The organism is Modestobacter marinus, assembly GCF_019799945.1.
GTDB classification, from domain to species: Bacteria; Actinomycetota; Actinomycetes; order Mycobacteriales; family Geodermatophilaceae; genus Modestobacter; species Modestobacter marinus_B.
On sequence record NZ_JABGCH010000004.1, the window covers coordinates 142,127 to 160,059 of the forward strand.

The following is a 17,933-nucleotide window of genomic DNA, read 5'->3' on the forward strand; positions in this document are numbered from 1 at the left end:
TGCCGGTCCGGTGCGCGACCGGGGAACTACTTCCGACGAGTGGGAGGCGGGCCCATCAGGTGGACAGCAGGTACAGCATGGGCGCATGAACCAGGACGACCCCAGGAGTGCCGGAGAAGTCGGCGAGCGCGCGGCGAACGTGCTGGCTCCCGAGTCGAGCATGTTCGAGGACCTCGATGCCGCCGGCTTCGGCGACGCGCTCGCCAAGATGGTCCGGGCGGGTTTCAGCAATCCGCTGGGGCCCGGACTGGCGGCGATGCGGCTGGCCACGGACCTCGCGCGGATCCCCCTGGTCACGGCTGCGGCCTGGCTGGGCCGGGAGGTCCCCTCGCCGGTGCCGGTCGATCCGAAGGACCGGCGGTTCGCCGATCCCGCCTGGGAGGCCAACCCGGTGTTCCGGAGCGTGCGGCTGAGCTACCTGGCGACCTGTCGGGCCGCCCGCGAGGTCGTCACCAACGCCGACCTTGACGCCGGCACGGAGCGCAAGGCGGCCGCGGCCATGGACCTGATGCTCGACGCGCTCGCGCCGACGAACTTCCTGGTCACCAACCCCGCCGCGCTCAAGCGGGCCATGGACACCGCCGGGATGAGCCTGCTGCACGGCCTGCGCAACTTCGTCGACGACCTCGTCTACAACGAGGGCCGGCCACGGCAGGTGGACGCCAGCCCGTTCGAGGTGGGGCGGAACCTGGCCGCGACGCCGGCCAAGGTCGTCTACCGCAACGACCTCATGGAGCTGCTCCAGTACGAGCCCCAGACCGAGCAGGTGCACGCGAACCCGCTGCTGTGCAGCCCACCGTGGATCAACAAGTACTACGTGATGGACCTCGCGCCCGGACGCAGCTTCATCGAGTGGGCCGTGCAGCACGGCCGCACCGTGTTCGTGATCAGCTACAAGAACCCCACGCGCGAGATGTCCGGCGTCACGATGGACGACTACCTCCTCCACGGCCCGAGGTCGGCGCTGGACGTCATCGAGGAGATCACCGGCGCGGAGACCATCGACATCGTCGGCCTCTGCCTGGGCGGCGCGCTCACCGCGATCACCGACGCCTACCTGAAGCAGGCGGACGACAGCCGGATCGGCACGCTGACGCTGCTGAACACGATGCTGGACTACGCGGCGCCGGGAGCGCTGGGCATGTTCACCGACCGCGGCACGGTGGAGAAGCTGGAACGGAAGATGCAGCGCGAGGGCGTGCTCGAGGGCGCCACGATGGCCGGGACCTTCGACGTGCTGCGGGCCAACGACCTGATCTTCAACTACGTGGTCTCGAACTGGCTGATGGGCCAGGACCCGCCGGCCTTCGACATCCTCGCCTGGAACGCCGACAGCACCCGGATGCCCGCGGCGATGCACGCGTTCTACCTGCGCAATTTCTACGTGGACAACAAGCTGGCGGCCGGCACGCTGGAGATCGCCGGGAAGACGATCGACCTCAGCGCGATCAAGGCGCCGACCTACGTGGTGAGCGCGATCAACGACCACATCGTGCCGTGGGAGTCCTCGTACCGGACCACCGGCCTGGTCAGCGGACCGGTGCGGTTCGTCCTCAGCAGCGGCGGGCACATCGCCGGCATCGTCAACCCGCCCAGCCCGAAGGCCTGGTACCAGGTGCTGCCCACCGACGACGCCCTGCCCACCGACCCGAAGGTCTGGCGCACGGCCGCCGAGCGGCGGAGCGGCTCGTGGTGGGAGGACTGGGCGAACTGGTCGGCGGACCACTCCGGTCCGCTGCAGGACCCGCCCGGCATGGGCAGCGAGCGGTACCCGGTGCTCGGCGACGGGCCCGGCTCCTACGTGCGCACCTGACGTCCGGCCCGTCCCCGACGCTCAGCCGACGCCCTGCACGACGTCGGGGACGCCGGGGACGGCCGGCCCCGTCGGGGCGTCGGGGAGCGGCTCGGTCGGCAACGGGTACATGCCGCCGACCGGTGCCGCCTGCACCCCAGCGCCGCCGGCGAGCTCCCGGGACAGGCTGCGGGCGGCGACGGTCAGCGCCGCCATCACCGACTGCAGCTCCCGGCCCAGGTCGGGCACCGCCAGTTCGATGGCCGCGACCAGTTCACCGCCGGCGCCGAACACCGGGACCGCGACGCCGCACGCGTTCGCCTCGAACTCGAAGGAGGTGACCGCCACCCGGGTCAGCCGGACGACGGCGAGCGCCCGGCGGAGCCGGTCGGGGGCCGTGAGGGTGTGCGGGGTGTAGGCGCGCAGGCCGCGCAGGATCGTGAGTTCCACCAGGCTGGGGGGTGCGAAGGCCAGCAGTGCGCGCCCGAGCGCGGTGGGGTGCACGGGCAGGGTGGCCGCGGGCGTGAAGCTCGACACCGGTCGCGGCCCCGGCTGCTTCTCGATGTAGCCCACCTCCAGGTCCTGGAGGACGCCGAGCCGCGCTCGGCAGCGGGTGACCTTGGCCAGGTCCTCCAGGACGGCAGGCGCCCGCTCGTGGAGCGCGGGGGGCCGGGGGTCGCCGGCACCCATCATGCGCAGCGGCAGCCCCGCCCGGTAGCGGCCGTCGGGGGTCCGCTCGAGCAGCCGCCGGGACGCCAGCTCGGAGGTCAGCCGGTGCGCCGTGGAGATCGGCAACCCGGCCAGCTGGGCGATCTCGGTCAGCGTGTGCTCGGTGCCCTCGGTGAACGTCAGCAGGATCGAGGTGATCTTGTGGGTGACGGATCGACCGGCTTCCATGGAGTTGCCTGCCATCGCTGCCCTCCTGAGACCGATCGAAGCGGATCCACATCCTGTGACCGCGGACGGACAGGAGCGAAACACGGCAGCTCCGGCGTCACCAGACGGACGCTCGCGGGGAACCCGTCCGCGGGCCGGACCGGCACCGTCCGCCCATCGGAGGAGTGAGGTACCCGCCCGCCGGCGCCGGAGCGCGGGCGTCGATCGGTGAGACTGTGCCCCGATCTCCGGAGAGGAACCGCGATGGCAGCAGAGGACGACGACCCGCGCGTGCGCCAGCTCGGCCAGTACATCCGTCTCCAGCGCCAGATGGCCGACCTGTCGCTGCGAGGCATGGCCGACCTGACGAAGGTGTCCAACGCCTACCTGAGCCAGATCGAGCGGGGCCTGCACCAACCGTCGCTGCGCGTGCTGCAGGCCATCGCCAAGGCACTGAACATCCCGCCGGACACGCTGCTGGCCGAGGCGGGTCTCCTGTCGAAGCCGGCGGGCCCGACCGCGGGACCACGCAACCGGACCGAGGAGGCCATCCGCAGCGACCCCGATCTGACGGCCGAGGAGCGGGATGCGCTGCTGCGGATCTACCGCAGCTTCGTGGAAGGGCGTTCCCCGGGGGCGTGACGGACTCCGGGTGCACGGGCTGTGGCGGCGCTCCTCCGCCCCCACCACAGCCCGTGCACCCGGGCCGCGGTCGGTCAGGTGCCGCTGCGGGCCCGGACGGCGGCCATGAGCACCGGCCAGTCCTGGGTCAGGGCCTGCCGGCCGGTGAAGAGGCCGAGGTGCCCACCGGCCGACGTCCGCTGCACGACGTCCGCCGCCGGCGTGCTCACGGCCGCGGCCGCGGCGAACAGCTGGGCCGGCGGGGTGATGTGGTCACGGGCCCCGGCCAGCAGGAACAGCGGGCTGGTGATGTTCCCGAGGTCGGCGCGTCGCCCGTCGACGACGAGGCGCCCGCTGATGAGCTCGTTGCGGTGGAAGAGGTGCTCCACCAGCCACAGGTAGAACGCGCCGGGGATGTCCTGGGTGTACTTGAACCAGTCCTCGAACACGCGGTAGCGCTCGACGTGCTCCGGGTCGTCGAGGTTCTCCAGCAGCCGCAGCTGCCGGCCGAGCTCGGTCTGCGGCTGCATCATGATGAAGTTCGTCAGGACGGCCCGTCCGGACATGTTGCCGCCGTTGAGGGCGACGAGGCTGCGGTAGGGGGTCATGCCGAGCGCGCGGGTGAGGACGTGCGTCGACGCGGCGATGAGGGACTCGCCGGCGTGGAAGTCGATCGGCGCCCCGGCCAGGGTCAGCGTGTGCACCCGCTCGGGGTGCAGCGCCGCGTAGATCGCCGCGAGCCACCCGCCCTGGCAGTCACCGACGAGGTTCGCCCGGCCGCCTGCCCGGAGCACCGCCTGGTCGATGACCTCCAGGTAGTCGGTGATCGTGACGTGGCGCGTCGCGGCGGTCGCCGGGCGCCATTCCAGGGCGTACAGCTGGGTGAGCCCGGCGTCGAGCAGGACCGCGAGCTGGCTCTGGCCCGGGGCGAAGTCGACGACGTGCGAGGAGTGACCGGCCTGCGGCGGCAGCACCACCGTGGGGACGACGTCGGCGGCGTCGGCCGGGGAGAAGTCGTGCACGTGCGCGAACGGCGTGCTGAGCACCGTCCGGTGCGGCAGGTGCCACCTCGGCGCCCGGCGGTCGGACATCTGCGTCCACCACAGCGCACCTCGGGCGGCGACCTCGAGCGGGTTCGCGAGCTGGACGGCCGCGCCGCCCCAGACGCTGCGCGACACCCTCGCCAGCTCGGCCACGCTCGCGGTGGTGCTGGCGACCGCATGACGGGCCAGCAGTGCCCCCGGTCGGACGGTGGCCTCGGCTGCGGCTTCGGCTACCGGTACGAGGTCCTCGGCGGTGGTCGACATCTGGCTCCTTCTGGGTGTGCTGTGCGGCTCCGTCGCGTGACATAGCCGTCACGTGTTGTTGGCTCAGGTGTGACCTGTGAAACATCGGCAGCTTCAGACCGGTCTGTGCGCGAAATCCGGACCGATCTTCGCCGCGCGTGCCGCCGTCCGGCTTGACCATCCCACGGGATGGTGGCAGGATGGTCTACAGCGAAAGGGGAGGCGTGGCCGAGACCGACAAGAGCGAGAAGATCACCATCAACATCGGCCTCGTCGACCTGGGGCAGATCGACCTCCTCGTCGACGAGGGGTTCTACGCCAACCGGACGGACTTCATCCGGACGGCGATCCGGCGGCAGCTCGAGACCCGGTCCGCGGCCGTCGACGACACGGTCGCCCGGCGCACGTTGACCCTCGGGGCGCAGCACCTCAGCCGGCAGGACCTGGAGGGCCTGCGGGACGCCGGTCGGACCGTGCAACTGAGGGTCCTCGGGCTCGCCACCGTCGCCGACGACGTCACGCCCGAGCTCGCCCTGGCGACCATCTCCGCCGTCGAGGTCCTCGGTGCCTTCCGCGCTCCGCGGGCGGTCAAGGCCGCCCTCGCCTCCCGCATCACCTGACGTCTCGCGCCCACCGCCGGGCGGAGCGTCAGCACCCCCACGGCACCGGCCGACCGGTCGGCGCCGGTACTGACACCCCGGAAGGGGATCCCATGGACCACGTCCCTGCCTCAGGCATGTCCGAAGTACTCCGGCTCACCAAGGCCGGCCGGCTGAACGAGGCGTTCGCCGCGCTCCAGGGCTCCCTCGGCGGCCGCGCAGCGGGGTCCACCCGCCCAGGAGGCGGCCCCCTGCCGTTCCCCGGTAAGCGCGGTGCGCAGGGCAGGAGCGGACCGCTCCAGCAGCTCCGCGGCGCGCTGTCCACGCCGGGTGCCGGCCGGGCCGGTGCTCGGAGCGGGCTGCGGCAGGACCAGGCCACGATGTCCTCGGGTGGGGGGCGTGCCCGCGCGGCGGCCGCACCCGGCGGCGAGATCCGCCACCTCAGCCACACCGAGCCGGCCGGCACCCGCCGGTACGACCTCTACATCCCGACCGGCTACACCGGCGACCCCGTGCCGCTCGTCGTGATGCTGCACGGCGGCCAGCAGGACGCGGCGGACTGCGCGGCCGGCACCCGGATGAACGAGCTCGCCGAGCGGCACACCTTCCTGGTCGCGTACCCGGAGCAGTCCTCGGCCGCGAACAAGGGCGGTTACTGGAACTGGTTCTCGCCGGCCGACCAGCAGGCCGGCCGCGGCGAGCCGTCGATCATCGCCGGCATCACCCGGCAGGTCATGACCGACCACGCGATCGACCCCGCCCGGGTGTTCGTCGCCGGCCTGTCCGCCGGCGGGGCGATGGCCGCGGTCATGGCGGCGACCCACCCGGAGCTGTACGCCGCGGCCGGCGTCCACTCCGGGATCCCCTACGGCGCGGCGCACGACATGGTCTCGGCCTTCGCCGCCATGCGTTCCGGCGGCCAGCCGGCACCGGCCGGCCGGATGCCGATGATCGTCTTCCACGGCGACCGCGACCGGACCGTGGCCCCGGTGAACCTCGAGAAGCTCGTGGCCGCCCAGCTGGCCCCGGCCGACGTCACCGTGTCGGACACGGCGCGCGTGAAGCGGGGGAACGGGCGCGCCAGCACCCGGACGGTGCACACCGACGGGAACGGCGCGGTGCTCGTGGAGTCTTGGACCGTGCACGGCGGCGGGCACGCCTGGTTCGGCGGGAGCGCGGCCGGGTCCTACACCGACCCCGCGGGTCCCGACGCCTCGGCGGAGATGGTCAGGTTCTTCCTGTCGGTCGCCGAGCAGTCGGCGTAGTCCTCCGACCGCGGTCGTCGGAGGGGGCGGTCGACGCCCCCTCCGGCGGCGTCGTCAGCCTCCCGTGCGGAGCGGGGCGGCGCGCTCGGCGGTCTGCCGCACCAGGTCCAGGATGGCGTCCGCGGCATCGGACTGGGGCGCGTGCCCGGCTACCGGCAACAGCTGGAAGCGCGCCCCCGGGATCAACGCGAGGTAGCGCGGGGTCTGCCCGGCCCCCACGACGTCGAGGGCCCCCTGGGCGAGCGTCACCGGGCAGTCCACGCCCTGCAGCCCGGTCGGGACGTCCCGCAGCACGGCCCACCACAGCATCGACCAGAACCCGTTCGAGTCCGCGAACCCGCCGCGCATGGCGAGCGCCTCGGTCTCGCTGGCCTCCCACGGGCGGGCGCGCATGCCGGTGAGCAGGGCGGTCCGTCCGACCGGCGAGCTCGCGAGGGCCCCCAGCGTCGGCCGGAGCGTGCGGGTCATGGTGCGCGCGGTCGCCATCAGGATGCCCTGGTGCAGGCGCTCGGGCGGCAGGCCCAGGCCGGACGGGGACAGTGCCACGACCGAGCGGGCCCGCTGGCGGGCGGCGAGCTCGATGGCGATCCGGGCGCCCAGGGAATTGCCCAGCACGTGGACGCGCTGGAGTCCCCGCTCGTCGAGATCGGCCTCCACGGCGTCGGTGAGTGCCGCGACGGTGGGCGGTCCGCTGACGTTGGGCGACCCGCCGTGCCCCGGCAGGTCGACGGACAGGACGTCGTAGTGCTCGGCCAGTCGGGGGAGGAGGGCAGAGAAGTCGTCCCGGGTGGAGCCGATGCCGTGCAGCAGCAGCAGCTGTTCGCCGCGGCCGGCCCGGTCTGATGCGAGGAGGCTCATGGTCAGGGCAGCGCTGACGACGCGGTCAACCATCCTCAGCGGTCGGGTGAGTCGCGCCACTGTCCCCTCCGATTGACATGTAGCGCGGTTGCTTGGCATACTTATCGGCGAACGGCCACCTACGACATCTGGAGCACACCATGACCTCCGCGACTGACTTCACCGCCGCGACCCGCAACGCCAAGGACCTGCTCAGCACCACGCTGGACAGCTGGAAGAACGGCATGAGCACCGTCACCGAGCAGTTCCGCACCCTGCCGACCCCCACGAGCGTCCCGCAGCTGGACGTCGCGGACGTCGTCGAGCGGCAGTACTCCTTCATCAAGCAGATCGTCGACCTGAACCACCAGTACGCCCGTCAGCTGGCCGAGGTCGCCACGACCCTCTCCGACGTCACCCGCCAGCAGATCGAGTCGGTCAGCGGCGCGGTGCGCGACCAGTTCCAGAGCGTCTCCGACGTGGCGCGCAGCGGCGTGGACAGCGTGGAGAAGGCCGCCCGCCAGCAGGCCGAGCAGGCCGAGAAGGCCGCCCGCCAGCAGGTTGAGCAGGCCGAGAAGGCCGCCCGCCAGCAGGCCGAGCAGGCCGAGAAGGTCGCTCGCGAGCAGGCCGAGCAGGCTGAGCAGGCCGAGCGCCAGCAGGCCCGGGACGCGGCCAAGGCCGAGCGCCAGGAGCGCAAGGCGGCGCAGGACAAGGCCCGCGAGCAGTACCAGGGCCTCACCAAGGCCGAGCTCACCGAACTGGCCGCCCAGCGCGAGCTGCCCAAGACCGGCACCGTCGACGAGCTCGTCGACCGCCTGGTCGAGGCCGACACCAAGTAAGTCCGCGCGACCGTCGCCTGCGCGACGGTCCGCACCACCGTCTGCGGCAGCGCCCCCTCCCCGTCCGGGGAGGGGGCGCTGCCGTGTCGTCTGTCCTGGTCCTCCGGCACGCCCGCGTCACCGGACCGGCCGGCCCCAGGTGCGTCAGCCACCAGTGACTCCCGGGCACGACACCACGTCGTTCCGTGAGGAAGTTCCGTCTCCCGTTGACGCTCCGCAGTCCGACCACGATGCTCGCCCTGCCCGGTGTCGGAGCGCACGGAGTCGTGCAGCTCAGCCTCGACTCGGGGGGACACGGCGGAGACGCCGCGACGAGGGGACGCCATGACAGCGACGCAGGAACGCCCGAGCAGGACCGGTGACAAGCTCCTCGGCCGGGTGGCCTTCGTGACGGGCGGGACCCGCGGGATAGGCGCGGCGATCGCCCGGAGCCTGGCCGCCCAGGGTGCCGACGTCGCGGTCGGCTACAGCGGCAACCACGAGGCGGCCGAGGCCTTCGCCCGGGACTTCACCGGCGCCTTCCCCGACCGGCAGGTGACGGTCCACCGGGGCGACATCGGGTCGGCGGACGACTGCCGGCGCACCGTCGGCGAGGTCATCGAGCAGCACGGCCGGCTGGACATCCTGGTGAACAACGCGGGCATCACCGCGGACCGCACGGTGCTCAAGATGACCGACGACGACTGGCGCCGGGTCATCGACGTCAACCTCTCCGGGGCGTTCTACCTGTCCCAGGCGGCGCTGGTGCACATGCTCGAGCGCGGCAGCGGGCGGATCGTGATGATCTCCTCGATCATCGGCGAGACCGGGGGCATCGGTCAGGTCAACTACTCCTCCGCCAAGGCCGGGCTGTTCGGGCTGACCAAGACCCTCGCCCGCGAGGCCGCGATGCAACTGCAGCGTGCGGGCAAGACCGAGGGCATCGGTATCACCGTCAACGCCGTGACCCCGGGCTTCATCGCGACCGAGATGCTGGGCTCCGTGCCGCAGAAGGTCCTCGACGGCATCCTGGCCAAGATCCCGCTGGGCCGGCTCGGGGAGCCGGAGGAGATCGCGCGCGTCGTGCACTTCCTCGCGGCCGACGCGTCGTCCTACATCACCGGCCAGACCTGGGGCATCAACGGCGGGCTGGACATGTAGCTCGCCCGCCCGCCCCAGCGCCGTCGTCTACGGGCCCACCGACAGGAGAAGTGCTCGGTGTTTCACCGCATCGCCGTCATCAACCGGGGTGAGCCCGCCATGCGGCTCACGCGCGCCGTCCGGGAGCTCAACGCAGAGCACGGGCACGGAACGCGCGTCATCGCGCTGTACACCGAGGCCGAGCGCCGGGCGACGTTCGTCCGAGCCGCCGACGAGGCGGTGCTGCTCCGCGAGACGGGTGCGGGCAGCCCGTACCTCGATCACGAGGAGCTGGCCCGGGCGCTGCGTGCCAGCCGCGCCGACGCCGCGTGGGTCGGCTGGGGCTTCGTCGCGGAGGACCCTGCCTTCGCCGAGCTGTGCGCCTCCCTCGGCGTCGTCTTCATCGGTCCCCCGCCGGAGGCCATGCGGCTGCTCGGGGCCAAGGTCGAGGCGAAGGTGCTCGCCGAGAAGACCGGCGTGCCGGTGGCGGCGTGGAGCGGCGGCCCGGTGGCCGGCATCGAGGACGGCCGTCGGCACGCGGACGCGATCGGCTATCCGCTGATCGTCAAGTCCCGGAGCGGCGGCGGCGGGCGGGGGATCCGCGTCGTGCGTTCCGCGGACGAGCTCGAGGACGCGCTGACCCGCACGCAGGTCGAGGCGCAGCGCACCTTCGGCGATCCGGTCGTCTTCATGGAAAAGCTGGTCGAGGGCGGCCGGCACGTCGAGGTCCAGGTGATCGCCGACCAGCACGGCACGGTCTGGGCTCCCGGGGTGCGCGACTGCTCCGTCCAGCGGCGCAACCAGAAGGTGCTGGAGGAGTCGAGTTCCCCTGCGCTGAGCGCCGAGCAGGACCGGCTGCTGCGCGAGTCCTCCATCGCGCTGGTGAAGGCCGCCGGGTACGTCGGGGCGGGCACCGTCGAGTTCCTGTACCAGCCCGAGGAGGAGCTGTTCACCTTCCTCGAGGTGAACACGCGGCTGCAGGTCGAGCACCCGGTCACCGAGGAGACCACCGGCCTGGACATCGTGAAGCTGCAGCTGCACGTGGCCGGTGGCGGCCGGCTCGAGGGCGATCCGCCCCCGCGGTCCGGGCACGCGGTGGAGGCACGCCTCAACGCCGAGGACGCCGAGCAGGGCTTCGCCCCCGCGCCCGGCCGGGTCGAGCTCATGCGGCTGCCCACCGGGCCCGGGATCCGCGTGGACACCGGCATCGGCGTCGGTGACGTCATCCCGCCGCTCTACGACTCCATGATCGCCAAGATCATCGCCTGGGGACGGGACCGACCCGAGGCGCTCGCCCGGCTGCGGTGCGCCCTGCGCGACACCACCGTCGTGCTGCGCGGCGGAACCACGACCAAGTCCTTCCTGCTGGAGCTCCTGGACCAGCCCGAGGTGGTCGCCGGCACCGCGGACACCGGCTGGCTGGACCGCGCGGGGACGAGCGGGGACGCCGAGCCCGCGGGCAACGCCTGGGTGGCGCTGGCCCAGGTGGCGATCGACGTCGCCGACGAGGAGGAGGCGCGGGAGCGGGCCGCCTTCCTCGCCTCGGCCCAGGGCGGGCGCCCGCGGGCCCCGCACGAGGTGGGGCGGGCGGTGGAGCTGGGGCACCGCGGGCAGGCCTACCGGCTCACCGTCGCGACGGTGGGGCGGGACCGGTACCGGGTGACGCTCGACGACCGGGTCACCGACGTGGACGTGGACCGGCTCAGCCCGCTGGAGAGCCGGCTGACGGTGGGCGACGACCGGTTCTCGGTGGTCGCGGTCCAGGCGACCGGCTCCTCCCTCGTCGAGGTCGACGGTGTGTCGCACCGGGTGGCCAGGGACGTCGGCGGCATCGTGCGTGCCCCGGCGCCCGCGGTCGTCGTGGCGGTGCGGGCGGCCGTCGGTCAGGAGGTCGAGGCCGGCCAGACGATCGTCGTGCTGGAGAGCATGAAGATGGAGACGGCAGTGCGGGCGCCGTTCGCGGGCCGGGTGCGCGAGGTGCGCGCCGCCGCCAACGCCCAGGTCGACGCCGGCGCCCCGCTCCTGACGATCGACCGGGCGGGCGGCGACGCCGAGGAGGCGTCGGGCGAGCGGGTCACCCTGCCGGAGAGCGCGGACGCGGCCGCACCGGATGCCCGGTCCCGCGCCCTGGCGACGCTCGCGGCGCTGCAGGCGCTGATCACCGGCTACGACATCGGCGCCGGGCACGTCGCCGACCTGGTGCGGGAGTACGCCGACGCCTGCGCGGAGCTCCCGTCGGACGACCCGGAGCTGCTGCGCGCGGAGCTCGCCGTCCTCACCACGTTCGCCGACCTCGCCGAGCTGTCGCGCAACCGCCCGGCCGTCGCCGAGGAGGAGGAAGAGGAGGAGGACCAGCAGGTCCACAGCCCGCGCGAGTACTTCCACACGTACCTGCACTCGCTCGACGCGGAGCGGGAGGGACTCCCGGCCAGCTTCCGGGACCGGCTGCGCCGGGCACTGGCGCACTACGGCGTCGACGACGACCGTGACTCCGGGCCTGCCCTCGAAGCGGCGGTGTACCGGGTCTTCCTCGCCCAGCAGCGGGTCACCGGCCAGCTGCCGGCCGTGCAGGCGCTGCTGGACCGGTGGCTGGCCGCCGGGCCACCACCGTCGGAGGCGCGGTCGGAGGTCGCGGAGATGCTCGACCGGCTCGTGGTCGCCACCCAGCTGCGCTACCCGTCGGTGGGCGACCTCGCCCGCGCCGTGCGGTACCGCTCCTTCGAGGAGCCGGTGGTCCGCCGGGCGCGGCAGGAGGTCATCGACGAGGCAGGGCGGCTGCTGGACGAGCTCGACGACGCCCGGAGCCGGGGAGAGTCCGGGGACGACCTGACCCGGATCGAGGCGCTGGTCGCCAGCCCGGAGCCGTTGATCCGGCTCCTGGCGCAGCGCTTCGACCGCCCGACCAGCGGTCCGGACCCCGTCGTGGAGGTCCTCACCCGGCGCTACTACCGTAGCCGCGCCCTCCAGGGCGTCCGGTCCTTCCTGCTCGACGGCCAGTCGGCCGTCTCCGCGGACTACGAGCTCAACGGCGTGCAGCTGCACGTGCTCGCCCTGATGGTCGGCAGCGACGGCCTGCCCGCCGCCCTCTCCGCGCTGGCCGCCCGGGCCACGGAGTCGGGGGACCCCGCGCACCTGATCCTGGACCTCTACCTCTTCTGGCCCGACCGGCCGGCCGATGCCGACGCCATGGCCGCCCGGCTGCAGGAGCAGCTCGCGGCCGTGCCGGAGCTGCAGACGGTGCGCCGGGTGACCGTGACCGTCTGCACGCCGGACGGCGACGTCGACGCGGTGACGTTCCGGCCCTCGCCGGACGGCCTGGCCGAGGAGCGGATCATCCGCGGCCTGCACCCGCTGACGGCCCAGCGGCTCGACCTGTGGCGGCTCAAGGAGTTCGAGGGCCGGCGACTGCCCTCGGCCGAGGACACCTACCTGCTGCACGTCGTCGCCAAGGGCAATCCGAACGACGAGCGGCTGATCGCCATGGCCGAGGTACGCGACCTGACGCCGCTGCGCGACGAGACCGGCGAGATCGTCGGGTTCCCGACCGTGGAGCGGCTGCTGACCGCCTGCCTCGACGGGCTGCGCCGCGCGCAGTCGCAGCGGCGGTCGCGGCGGCCGCTGATGCACAACCGGGTGCACCTCTACGCCTGGCCGTCGATCGAGGTGCCGCTGTCCCAGGTCGCGGCCTTCGCCCGGACCTCCGCGCCGCTGACGGTCGGGGCCGGTCTGGACCAGATCGTCCTGCTGGCACGGCTGAAGGAGGACGACGGCGCCCCCCGTGACGTGGCGCTGCGGTTCTCCTTCCGGCCGGGGGCAGGCGTGCGGATGGAGGTGACCGACCGGCCGACCGAGCCGCTGCGACCCCTGGACGACTACGCCGACAAGGTGCTGAGCTCCCGCGCCCGCGGCACCGTTTACCCGTACGAGCTCGCGCCGCTGCTGGCCGGCCCGGGCGGCACGTTCGTGGAGCACGACCTCGACGAGCAGGGCCGCCTCGTGCCGGTCGAACGGCCGCCCGGACGCAACCGGGCCGGCCTCGTGGTGGGCGTGGTCAGCACGCCCAGCGAGCGCCATCCCGAGGACATGACCCGGGTGGTCTTGTTCGGTGACCCGACCAAGGCGCTGGGCACCGTGGCCGAACCCGAGTGCGCGCGGGTCGTCGCCGCCGTGGACCTCGCCGAGGAGCGCGGCGTCCCGGTCGAGTGGTTCGCGTTGTCCTCCGGTGCCCGCATCTCGATGGACAGCGGCACCGAGAACATGGACTGGGTGGCTCGCGCCCTGCGCCGGATCATCACGTTCACCCAGGACGGCGGCGAGATCAACGTCGTCGTCGCCGGGATCAACGTCGGGGCGCAGCCGTACTGGAACGCCGAGGCCACGATGCTCATGCACACCAAGGGCATCCTGGTGATGACGCCGGACAGCGCGATGGTGCTCACCGGCAAGCACTCCCTGGACTACTCCGGTGGGGTGTCGGCCGAGGACAACTTCGGCATCGGCGGCTACGACCGGGTGATGGGCCCGAACGGCCAGGCCCAGTACTGGGCGCCGGACCTCGCGGCTGCCACCGACCTGCTGCTGCGGCACTACGACCACACCTACGTCGTGCCCGGGGAGCGCTGGCCCCGGCCCGCCGCCACCGAGGACCCCCGGGACCGGGACGTCCGGTCGCATCCGCACAGTCACCCGTCGAGCGACTTCACCACCGTCGGGGACATCTTCTCGGCGACCGCCAACCCCGAGCGCAAGAAGCCGTTCGACATCCGCACGGTCTTGCGCGCGGTCAGCGACCAGGACCACCCCGTCCTCGAGCGGTGGGCCGGCATGGCCGACGCCGACACCTCGGTCGTGCTGGACGCGCACCTGGGCGGCTACCCGGTCGAGATGATCGGGATCGAGTCCCGGCCGATCCCGCGCCGCGGCCGGTACCCCGCCGACGGTCCGGACCAGTGGACGGCGGGCACGCTGTTCCCCCAGTCGTCGCGGAAGACCGCCCGGGCCATCAACGCGGCCAGCGGCAACCGGCCGCTGGTCGTGCTGGCCAACCTCTCCGGCTTCGACGGCTCACCGGAGTCCTTGCGCAAGCTCCAGCTGGAGTACGGCGCCGAGATCGGCCGGGCGATCACCAACTTCGAGGGCCCGATCGTCTTCTGCGTCGTGTCCCGGTACCACGGCGGGGCCTTCGTCGTCTTCGCCGGCGTCCTCAACGACAACATGGAGGTGCTGGCGGTCGAGGGCTCCTACGCCTCGGTGCTCGGCGGTGCCCCCGCCGCGGCCGTCGTCTTCACCCGCGAGGTGGACAAGCGCACCGCCGCCGACAGCCGGGTGCGCGAGCTGCAGGCCGCGGTGGACGCCGCCGAGGGCCTGGAGCAGGCCCGGCTGGCCGCCGAGCTCGCCACCCTGCGGGCCAGCGTGCGATCGGAGAAGCTGGGCGAGGTGGCCGCGGAGTTCGAGGCCGTGCACGACATCGAGCGGGCCCGCCGGGTCGGCTCGGTGCACGACATCGTCCCCGCTGCCGAGCTCCGTCCGCGGCTGATCGCCGCCGTCGAGCGGGGCATGGAACGGGCAGCCCGTCCAGGGACTGCCGTCACGTCGGGCCCTCAGAGAGGCTGACCATGAACGCCTTCGTCCTCAACCGGCACGGTCGCCCGGTGTTCCCCTCGAGCATCATGCCGCAGCTGGACTTCTCGACCATGGAGTCGCTGGAGCAGCTCGACAACGTCATCCGGCGCGACTTCGAGACCAAGGCCCCCAGCGGCACCGACATCCTGGACAAGGTCCGGATCGGCGCCTACGAGGACCGCTACACCCTGATGCGGGACGTGGCCCTCAACCTGTTCTGGGCCAACCGGTTCTCGATCACCATGTACGACAAGCGGCCGACCCGCTGGGGCGACCTGCCCCGCACCCGCACCGACGTCTTCCTGCCGGTGCTGCAGCCGTGGGAGGACGGCGCGACGAAGGTGGCCGCGGTCGAGTCGGCCTACCCAGCGCTGCCGCCCAAGTGGGACGCGGAGGTCGAGGACAGGATTTTCGGCATCCTGTTCGACGTCTTCGGCAACCGGAAGAACCACGCGACGACCCTGCCGGCGGTCAAGCCGACGGTGGCCCAGTTCCTGGAGGACCCGGACAACCTGACGTTCCGCCTGCCGAGCTACGACCCCGACTACCCGGTCTTCGACTACGACGACATCCTCGACTGCTGGGAGGACGTGCCGGAGCTCGAGGCGCTGCACCGCTGGGCGATGGTCCTGCACAACCAGTACCCGTGGGACCGGGCCGGTGTGGAGCTCACCCGGGCGGACCAGCTGTCGGACGACGACTACGTCGTCGCCTTCCACCCCCGGGACAAGGGGGTCGCCGACTTCCTCCGCCGGCTGAGCGCCGGCGACACCAAGCGGCCGGCGCCCCGGGCCCGGGAGTCCCGGCAGCCGGTGCGGCCCTACCCGGCGGTCGACGTCCGCAGCCAGTTCACCGTGATGCCCAAGCTGGAGGCGCTGGTCGCCGTCCACGGGGACCAGCCCTTCACCAACGACGACGTCGTCCGGAACTCCTCCTACAACTGGTCACCGATGAGTGCCGACGAGATCCGGGAGAAGACCGGGGTCGAGCAGCGGCGCTACACCTCGCTCAGCCTCGAGGAGCTGGCGCTGCAGGCGGCCGAGGCGGCGTTGGAGAAGGCGCAGCGCGCCCCCGAGGAGATCGGCGGGGTGGTGGTGTGCACCTGCACCAGCTCGCGGCTGATCCCGTCGCTGGCCACCTACATCTGCGGCCAGCTGGGCATCTACCAGACCCACGCGGCCTTCGACCTCATCGCGGCGTGCGCCGGGATGCCGTACGGACTGGCCGAGGCCGTGCGCATCCTGCAGGAGGTGCAGCGGCCGGTCCTGGTCGTGTGCGCGGAGAAGTTCTCGGACAAGGTCGGCAACGTCCGCCCGTCGCGCATGCTGTTCGCCGACGGCGCGGCCGCACTGGTCGTGGGAGTGGCGCCCGAGGGCGAGGAGCCGGACTTCGACTACCTGCAGACCTACGCCAGCGGCCCGGCGAGCGAGGTGAACTCGATCATCTGGCCCAACCCCGACTTCGACAACAACATCACCGTGTTCGGTCCGCAGGTCAAGAACCTGGCCGGCCGGTACCTGACCCAGATGATCGAGGAGATCGGGGCGCTGCCGGACCCGCGGGGCCAGGCCGGCTCGCTGCTGGAGACGATCGACCTGATCGTCCCGCACCAGGCCAACAAGACGATGGTGCTCCAGCTGGCCGAGAAGGCCGGGCTGGGCGCGGACCAGCTGTACTTCAACATCGAGAGGGTCGGCAACGCGTCCGCGGCGAGCATCCCCCTGGCGATCCACGACGCCGTGCGCGACGGCGTGATCAGCGAGCCGGTCCGGATCTTCGCACCGGGGTTCGGCGCGGGAGCCGTGGCCGGCTATGCCGTGATGCGGATCGATCCCGCGGTGGTCGAGCTGCGCGAGCCCGCCGCGCGCGATGCCGGGACGGCCGGGCCGACCGGCCCGCAGGAGGGGACTCCGCGCCGGGCCTCGGACGCGATCCAGGAGGCGTTCGGCTGACCGCCGGCGCCCCCGGCTGACCGCCGGCGCCGTCGACCGGCGCCGGCGGTCAGCCGCGGTGGTGCTCGGCCCGGTGGACGGCGAGGGCGTCCAGGCCGAAGTCGGCCTCCGGGTCCCGCCACACCGAGTGCGCGTGGTTCGCCCCGTCCTGGGTGTCGTCCCACTCGGCGAGCAGCCGCGGCCCCTGCAGCCGGTGGTAGTGCGGCCGGCCGGGCTCGGTGGAGCCTGCCCACGCCAGGTGCACGGCGTCGACGTCCACCGGAGCGACCAGCCCGTCCGGCACCCGCCCCAGGTAGGCGGCCAAGAGCGCCTCCAGCAGCGCGCGTCCCGCCGAGTCCAGCTCGCTGCCGGCGACGCCCTGCGGCTGCACCGTCAGCGGCGGCTCGTCGTCCGGCTCCACGTCGCCGTCGAAGAGCCGCGGACGGTTGCGGCTGACGATGTCGGACGGCGCCCGGTCGAGGAGGACGGCGCGGGCCCGCAGCGCGGGGGACAGCGATCGCACCAGGTCGCGCGCCAGGTCCTCCGTCGGGCCGAGCACCCGCAGGCTGCCGCCCCCGAGCAGCGGGGCAGCGGCCGGGTTCGCGCCGATGAAGCAGGGCGTCACCGCGCGCACCCGGCCGTCCACCACGAGGTTGTTGAGCGAGACGTGGTGGCCGCCGAACCGCCAGCCCCACGGCCCGGGGCCGCCCGGCTCGCCGAAGACCCGCAGGTAGTAGAGCCCCGGGTCGCGGTAGCGCTCCCGGCCCCCGCCGCGCGGGAAGCCCTCCGCCCCGTCGAGCACGTTCTCCAGGCCCATGACAGCGCAGACGGTGACGTAGCCGGCGTCCGAGAGCCCGGTGGACACCAGCCGCATCGCCAGCGACTGCTGCGCCGGGCGCTGCCGGCCCAGCGGCAGCCCGCCGTGGTCGGTGGGGAGGTAGGACCAGCGCAGCCGCTCGGCCTCCGCCCCCGGCCCGCCCGACGGCCCGGCTCGCTGCGCCAGAGCGCGCTGGTCCGGGTCGAGGCCGGCCAGCCACGCCGACGCCGCCGCGGCCATCCGCCCGGCGACGGCCCGGTCCGCTCCCTCTCCGGCGATCATGGCGCCCCCTCCGGGAGTCCGGTCGGTGGTCATCACGCCATGATCCC

Annotated in this window: 12 protein-coding genes; 8 read left to right on the forward strand and 4 right to left on the reverse strand. The window is 73.0% G+C overall.

The features are described from left to right. Positions 1-85 precede the first annotated feature (85 nt). Complete coding sequence (locus tag HK417_RS05805) at positions 86-1,813, forward strand: PHA/PHB synthase family protein (protein WP_222264304.1); 1,728 nt, start codon at positions 86-88, stop codon at positions 1,811-1,813. 21 nt (positions 1,814-1,834) lie between these two features. On the opposite strand, the gene HK417_RS05810 is transcribed toward HK417_RS05805, so the two are convergent. Further along, positions 1,835-2,704, reverse strand: a complete 870-nt coding sequence (locus HK417_RS05810; protein ID WP_222264306.1) for an IclR family transcriptional regulator — start codon at positions 2,702-2,704, stop codon at positions 1,835-1,837. Between the two features lie 228 nt (positions 2,705-2,932). Between HK417_RS05810 and HK417_RS05815 the strand changes: the two genes are divergently transcribed. Next, a complete protein-coding gene (locus HK417_RS05815) occupies positions 2,933-3,310 on the forward strand; it encodes a helix-turn-helix domain-containing protein (RefSeq protein ID WP_222264308.1) in 378 nt (125 codons plus the stop codon). A 74-nt stretch (positions 3,311-3,384) separates the two neighbouring features. Here HK417_RS05815 and HK417_RS05820 read toward each other — a convergent pair whose 3' ends face one another. Further along, positions 3,385-4,596, reverse strand: coding sequence for an alpha/beta fold hydrolase (locus HK417_RS05820; protein WP_222264310.1), 1,212 nt, complete (start codon positions 4,594-4,596; stop codon positions 3,385-3,387). 203 nt (positions 4,597-4,799) lie between these two features. Here HK417_RS05820 and HK417_RS05825 point away from each other — a divergent pair, with 203 nt between their 5' ends. After that, positions 4,800-5,195 carry a CopG family transcriptional regulator gene (locus HK417_RS05825; RefSeq protein WP_222264312.1) on the forward strand — a complete coding sequence of 132 codons (396 nt, stop codon included), beginning with the start codon at positions 4,800-4,802 and terminating at the stop codon, positions 5,193-5,195. Positions 5,196-5,311: 116 nt separating this feature from the next. Then, on the forward strand, positions 5,312-6,439 hold the full coding sequence (locus HK417_RS05830; protein WP_261325951.1) for an extracellular catalytic domain type 1 short-chain-length polyhydroxyalkanoate depolymerase: 1,128 nt from the start codon (positions 5,312-5,314) through the stop codon (positions 6,437-6,439). A gap of 54 nt (positions 6,440-6,493) precedes the next feature. On the opposite strand, the gene HK417_RS05835 is transcribed toward HK417_RS05830, so the two are convergent. Then, on the reverse strand, positions 6,494-7,297 hold the full coding sequence (locus HK417_RS05835; protein ID WP_222264316.1) for an alpha/beta fold hydrolase: 804 nt from the start codon (positions 7,295-7,297) through the stop codon (positions 6,494-6,496). 140 nt (positions 7,298-7,437) lie between these two features. Between HK417_RS05835 and HK417_RS05840 the strand changes: the two genes are divergently transcribed. The 4 genes from HK417_RS05840 (at position 7,438) to HK417_RS05855 (ending at position 16,808) form a co-directional block, all read left to right on the forward strand. Continuing rightward, positions 7,438-8,115 carry an SAP domain-containing protein gene (locus HK417_RS05840; protein ID WP_222264318.1) on the forward strand — a complete coding sequence of 226 codons (678 nt, stop codon included), beginning with the start codon at positions 7,438-7,440 and terminating at the stop codon, positions 8,113-8,115. A 324-nt stretch (positions 8,116-8,439) separates the two neighbouring features. Continuing rightward, positions 8,440-9,255, forward strand: coding sequence for a 3-oxoacyl-ACP reductase FabG (gene fabG / locus HK417_RS05845; protein WP_222264320.1), 816 nt, complete (start codon positions 8,440-8,442; stop codon positions 9,253-9,255). A 57-nt stretch (positions 9,256-9,312) separates the two neighbouring features. After that, complete coding sequence (locus tag HK417_RS26375) at positions 9,313-14,847, forward strand: ATP-binding protein (RefSeq protein ID WP_222264322.1); 5,535 nt, start codon at positions 9,313-9,315, stop codon at positions 14,845-14,847. 2 nt (positions 14,848-14,849) lie between these two features. Continuing rightward, positions 14,850-16,808, forward strand: coding sequence for a 3-oxoacyl-ACP synthase III family protein (locus HK417_RS05855; protein WP_222264324.1), 1,959 nt, complete (start codon positions 14,850-14,852; stop codon positions 16,806-16,808). 49 nt (positions 16,809-16,857) lie between these two features. Here the strand turns inward: HK417_RS05855 and HK417_RS05860 are convergent, their stop codons facing one another. Further along, a complete protein-coding gene (locus HK417_RS05860; RefSeq protein WP_261325952.1) occupies positions 16,858-17,919 on the reverse strand; it encodes a DUF3500 domain-containing protein in 1,062 nt (353 codons plus the stop codon). Between the last annotated feature and the right edge of the window lie 14 nt (positions 17,920-17,933).

Bases quoted from the DNA above. Each gene is read 5' to 3' on its own strand.
- HK417_RS05820 (WP_222264310.1), bottom strand. From the start codon at position 4,596: ATGTCGACCACCGCCGAGGACCTCGTACCGGTAGCCGAAGCCGCAGCC.
- HK417_RS05810 (WP_222264306.1), bottom strand. From the start codon at position 2,704: ATGGCAGGCAACTCCATGGAAGCCGGTCGATCCGTCACCCACAAGATC.
- fabG (WP_222264320.1), top strand. From the start codon at position 8,440: ATGACAGCGACGCAGGAACGCCCGAGCAGGACCGGTGACAAGCTCCTC.
- HK417_RS05860 (WP_261325952.1), bottom strand. From the start codon at position 17,919: ATGACCACCGACCGGACTCCCGGAGGGGGCGCCATGATCGCCGGAGAG.
- HK417_RS05830 (WP_261325951.1), top strand. From the start codon at position 5,312: ATGTCCGAAGTACTCCGGCTCACCAAGGCCGGCCGGCTGAACGAGGCG.
- HK417_RS05855 (WP_222264324.1), top strand. From the start codon at position 14,850: ATGAACGCCTTCGTCCTCAACCGGCACGGTCGCCCGGTGTTCCCCTCG.
- HK417_RS05815 (WP_222264308.1), top strand. From the start codon at position 2,933: ATGGCAGCAGAGGACGACGACCCGCGCGTGCGCCAGCTCGGCCAGTAC.
- HK417_RS05805 (WP_222264304.1), top strand. From the start codon at position 86: ATGAACCAGGACGACCCCAGGAGTGCCGGAGAAGTCGGCGAGCGCGCG.
- HK417_RS05840 (WP_222264318.1), top strand. From the start codon at position 7,438: ATGACCTCCGCGACTGACTTCACCGCCGCGACCCGCAACGCCAAGGAC.
- HK417_RS05835 (WP_222264316.1), bottom strand. From the start codon at position 7,297: ATGAGCCTCCTCGCATCAGACCGGGCCGGCCGCGGCGAACAGCTGCTG.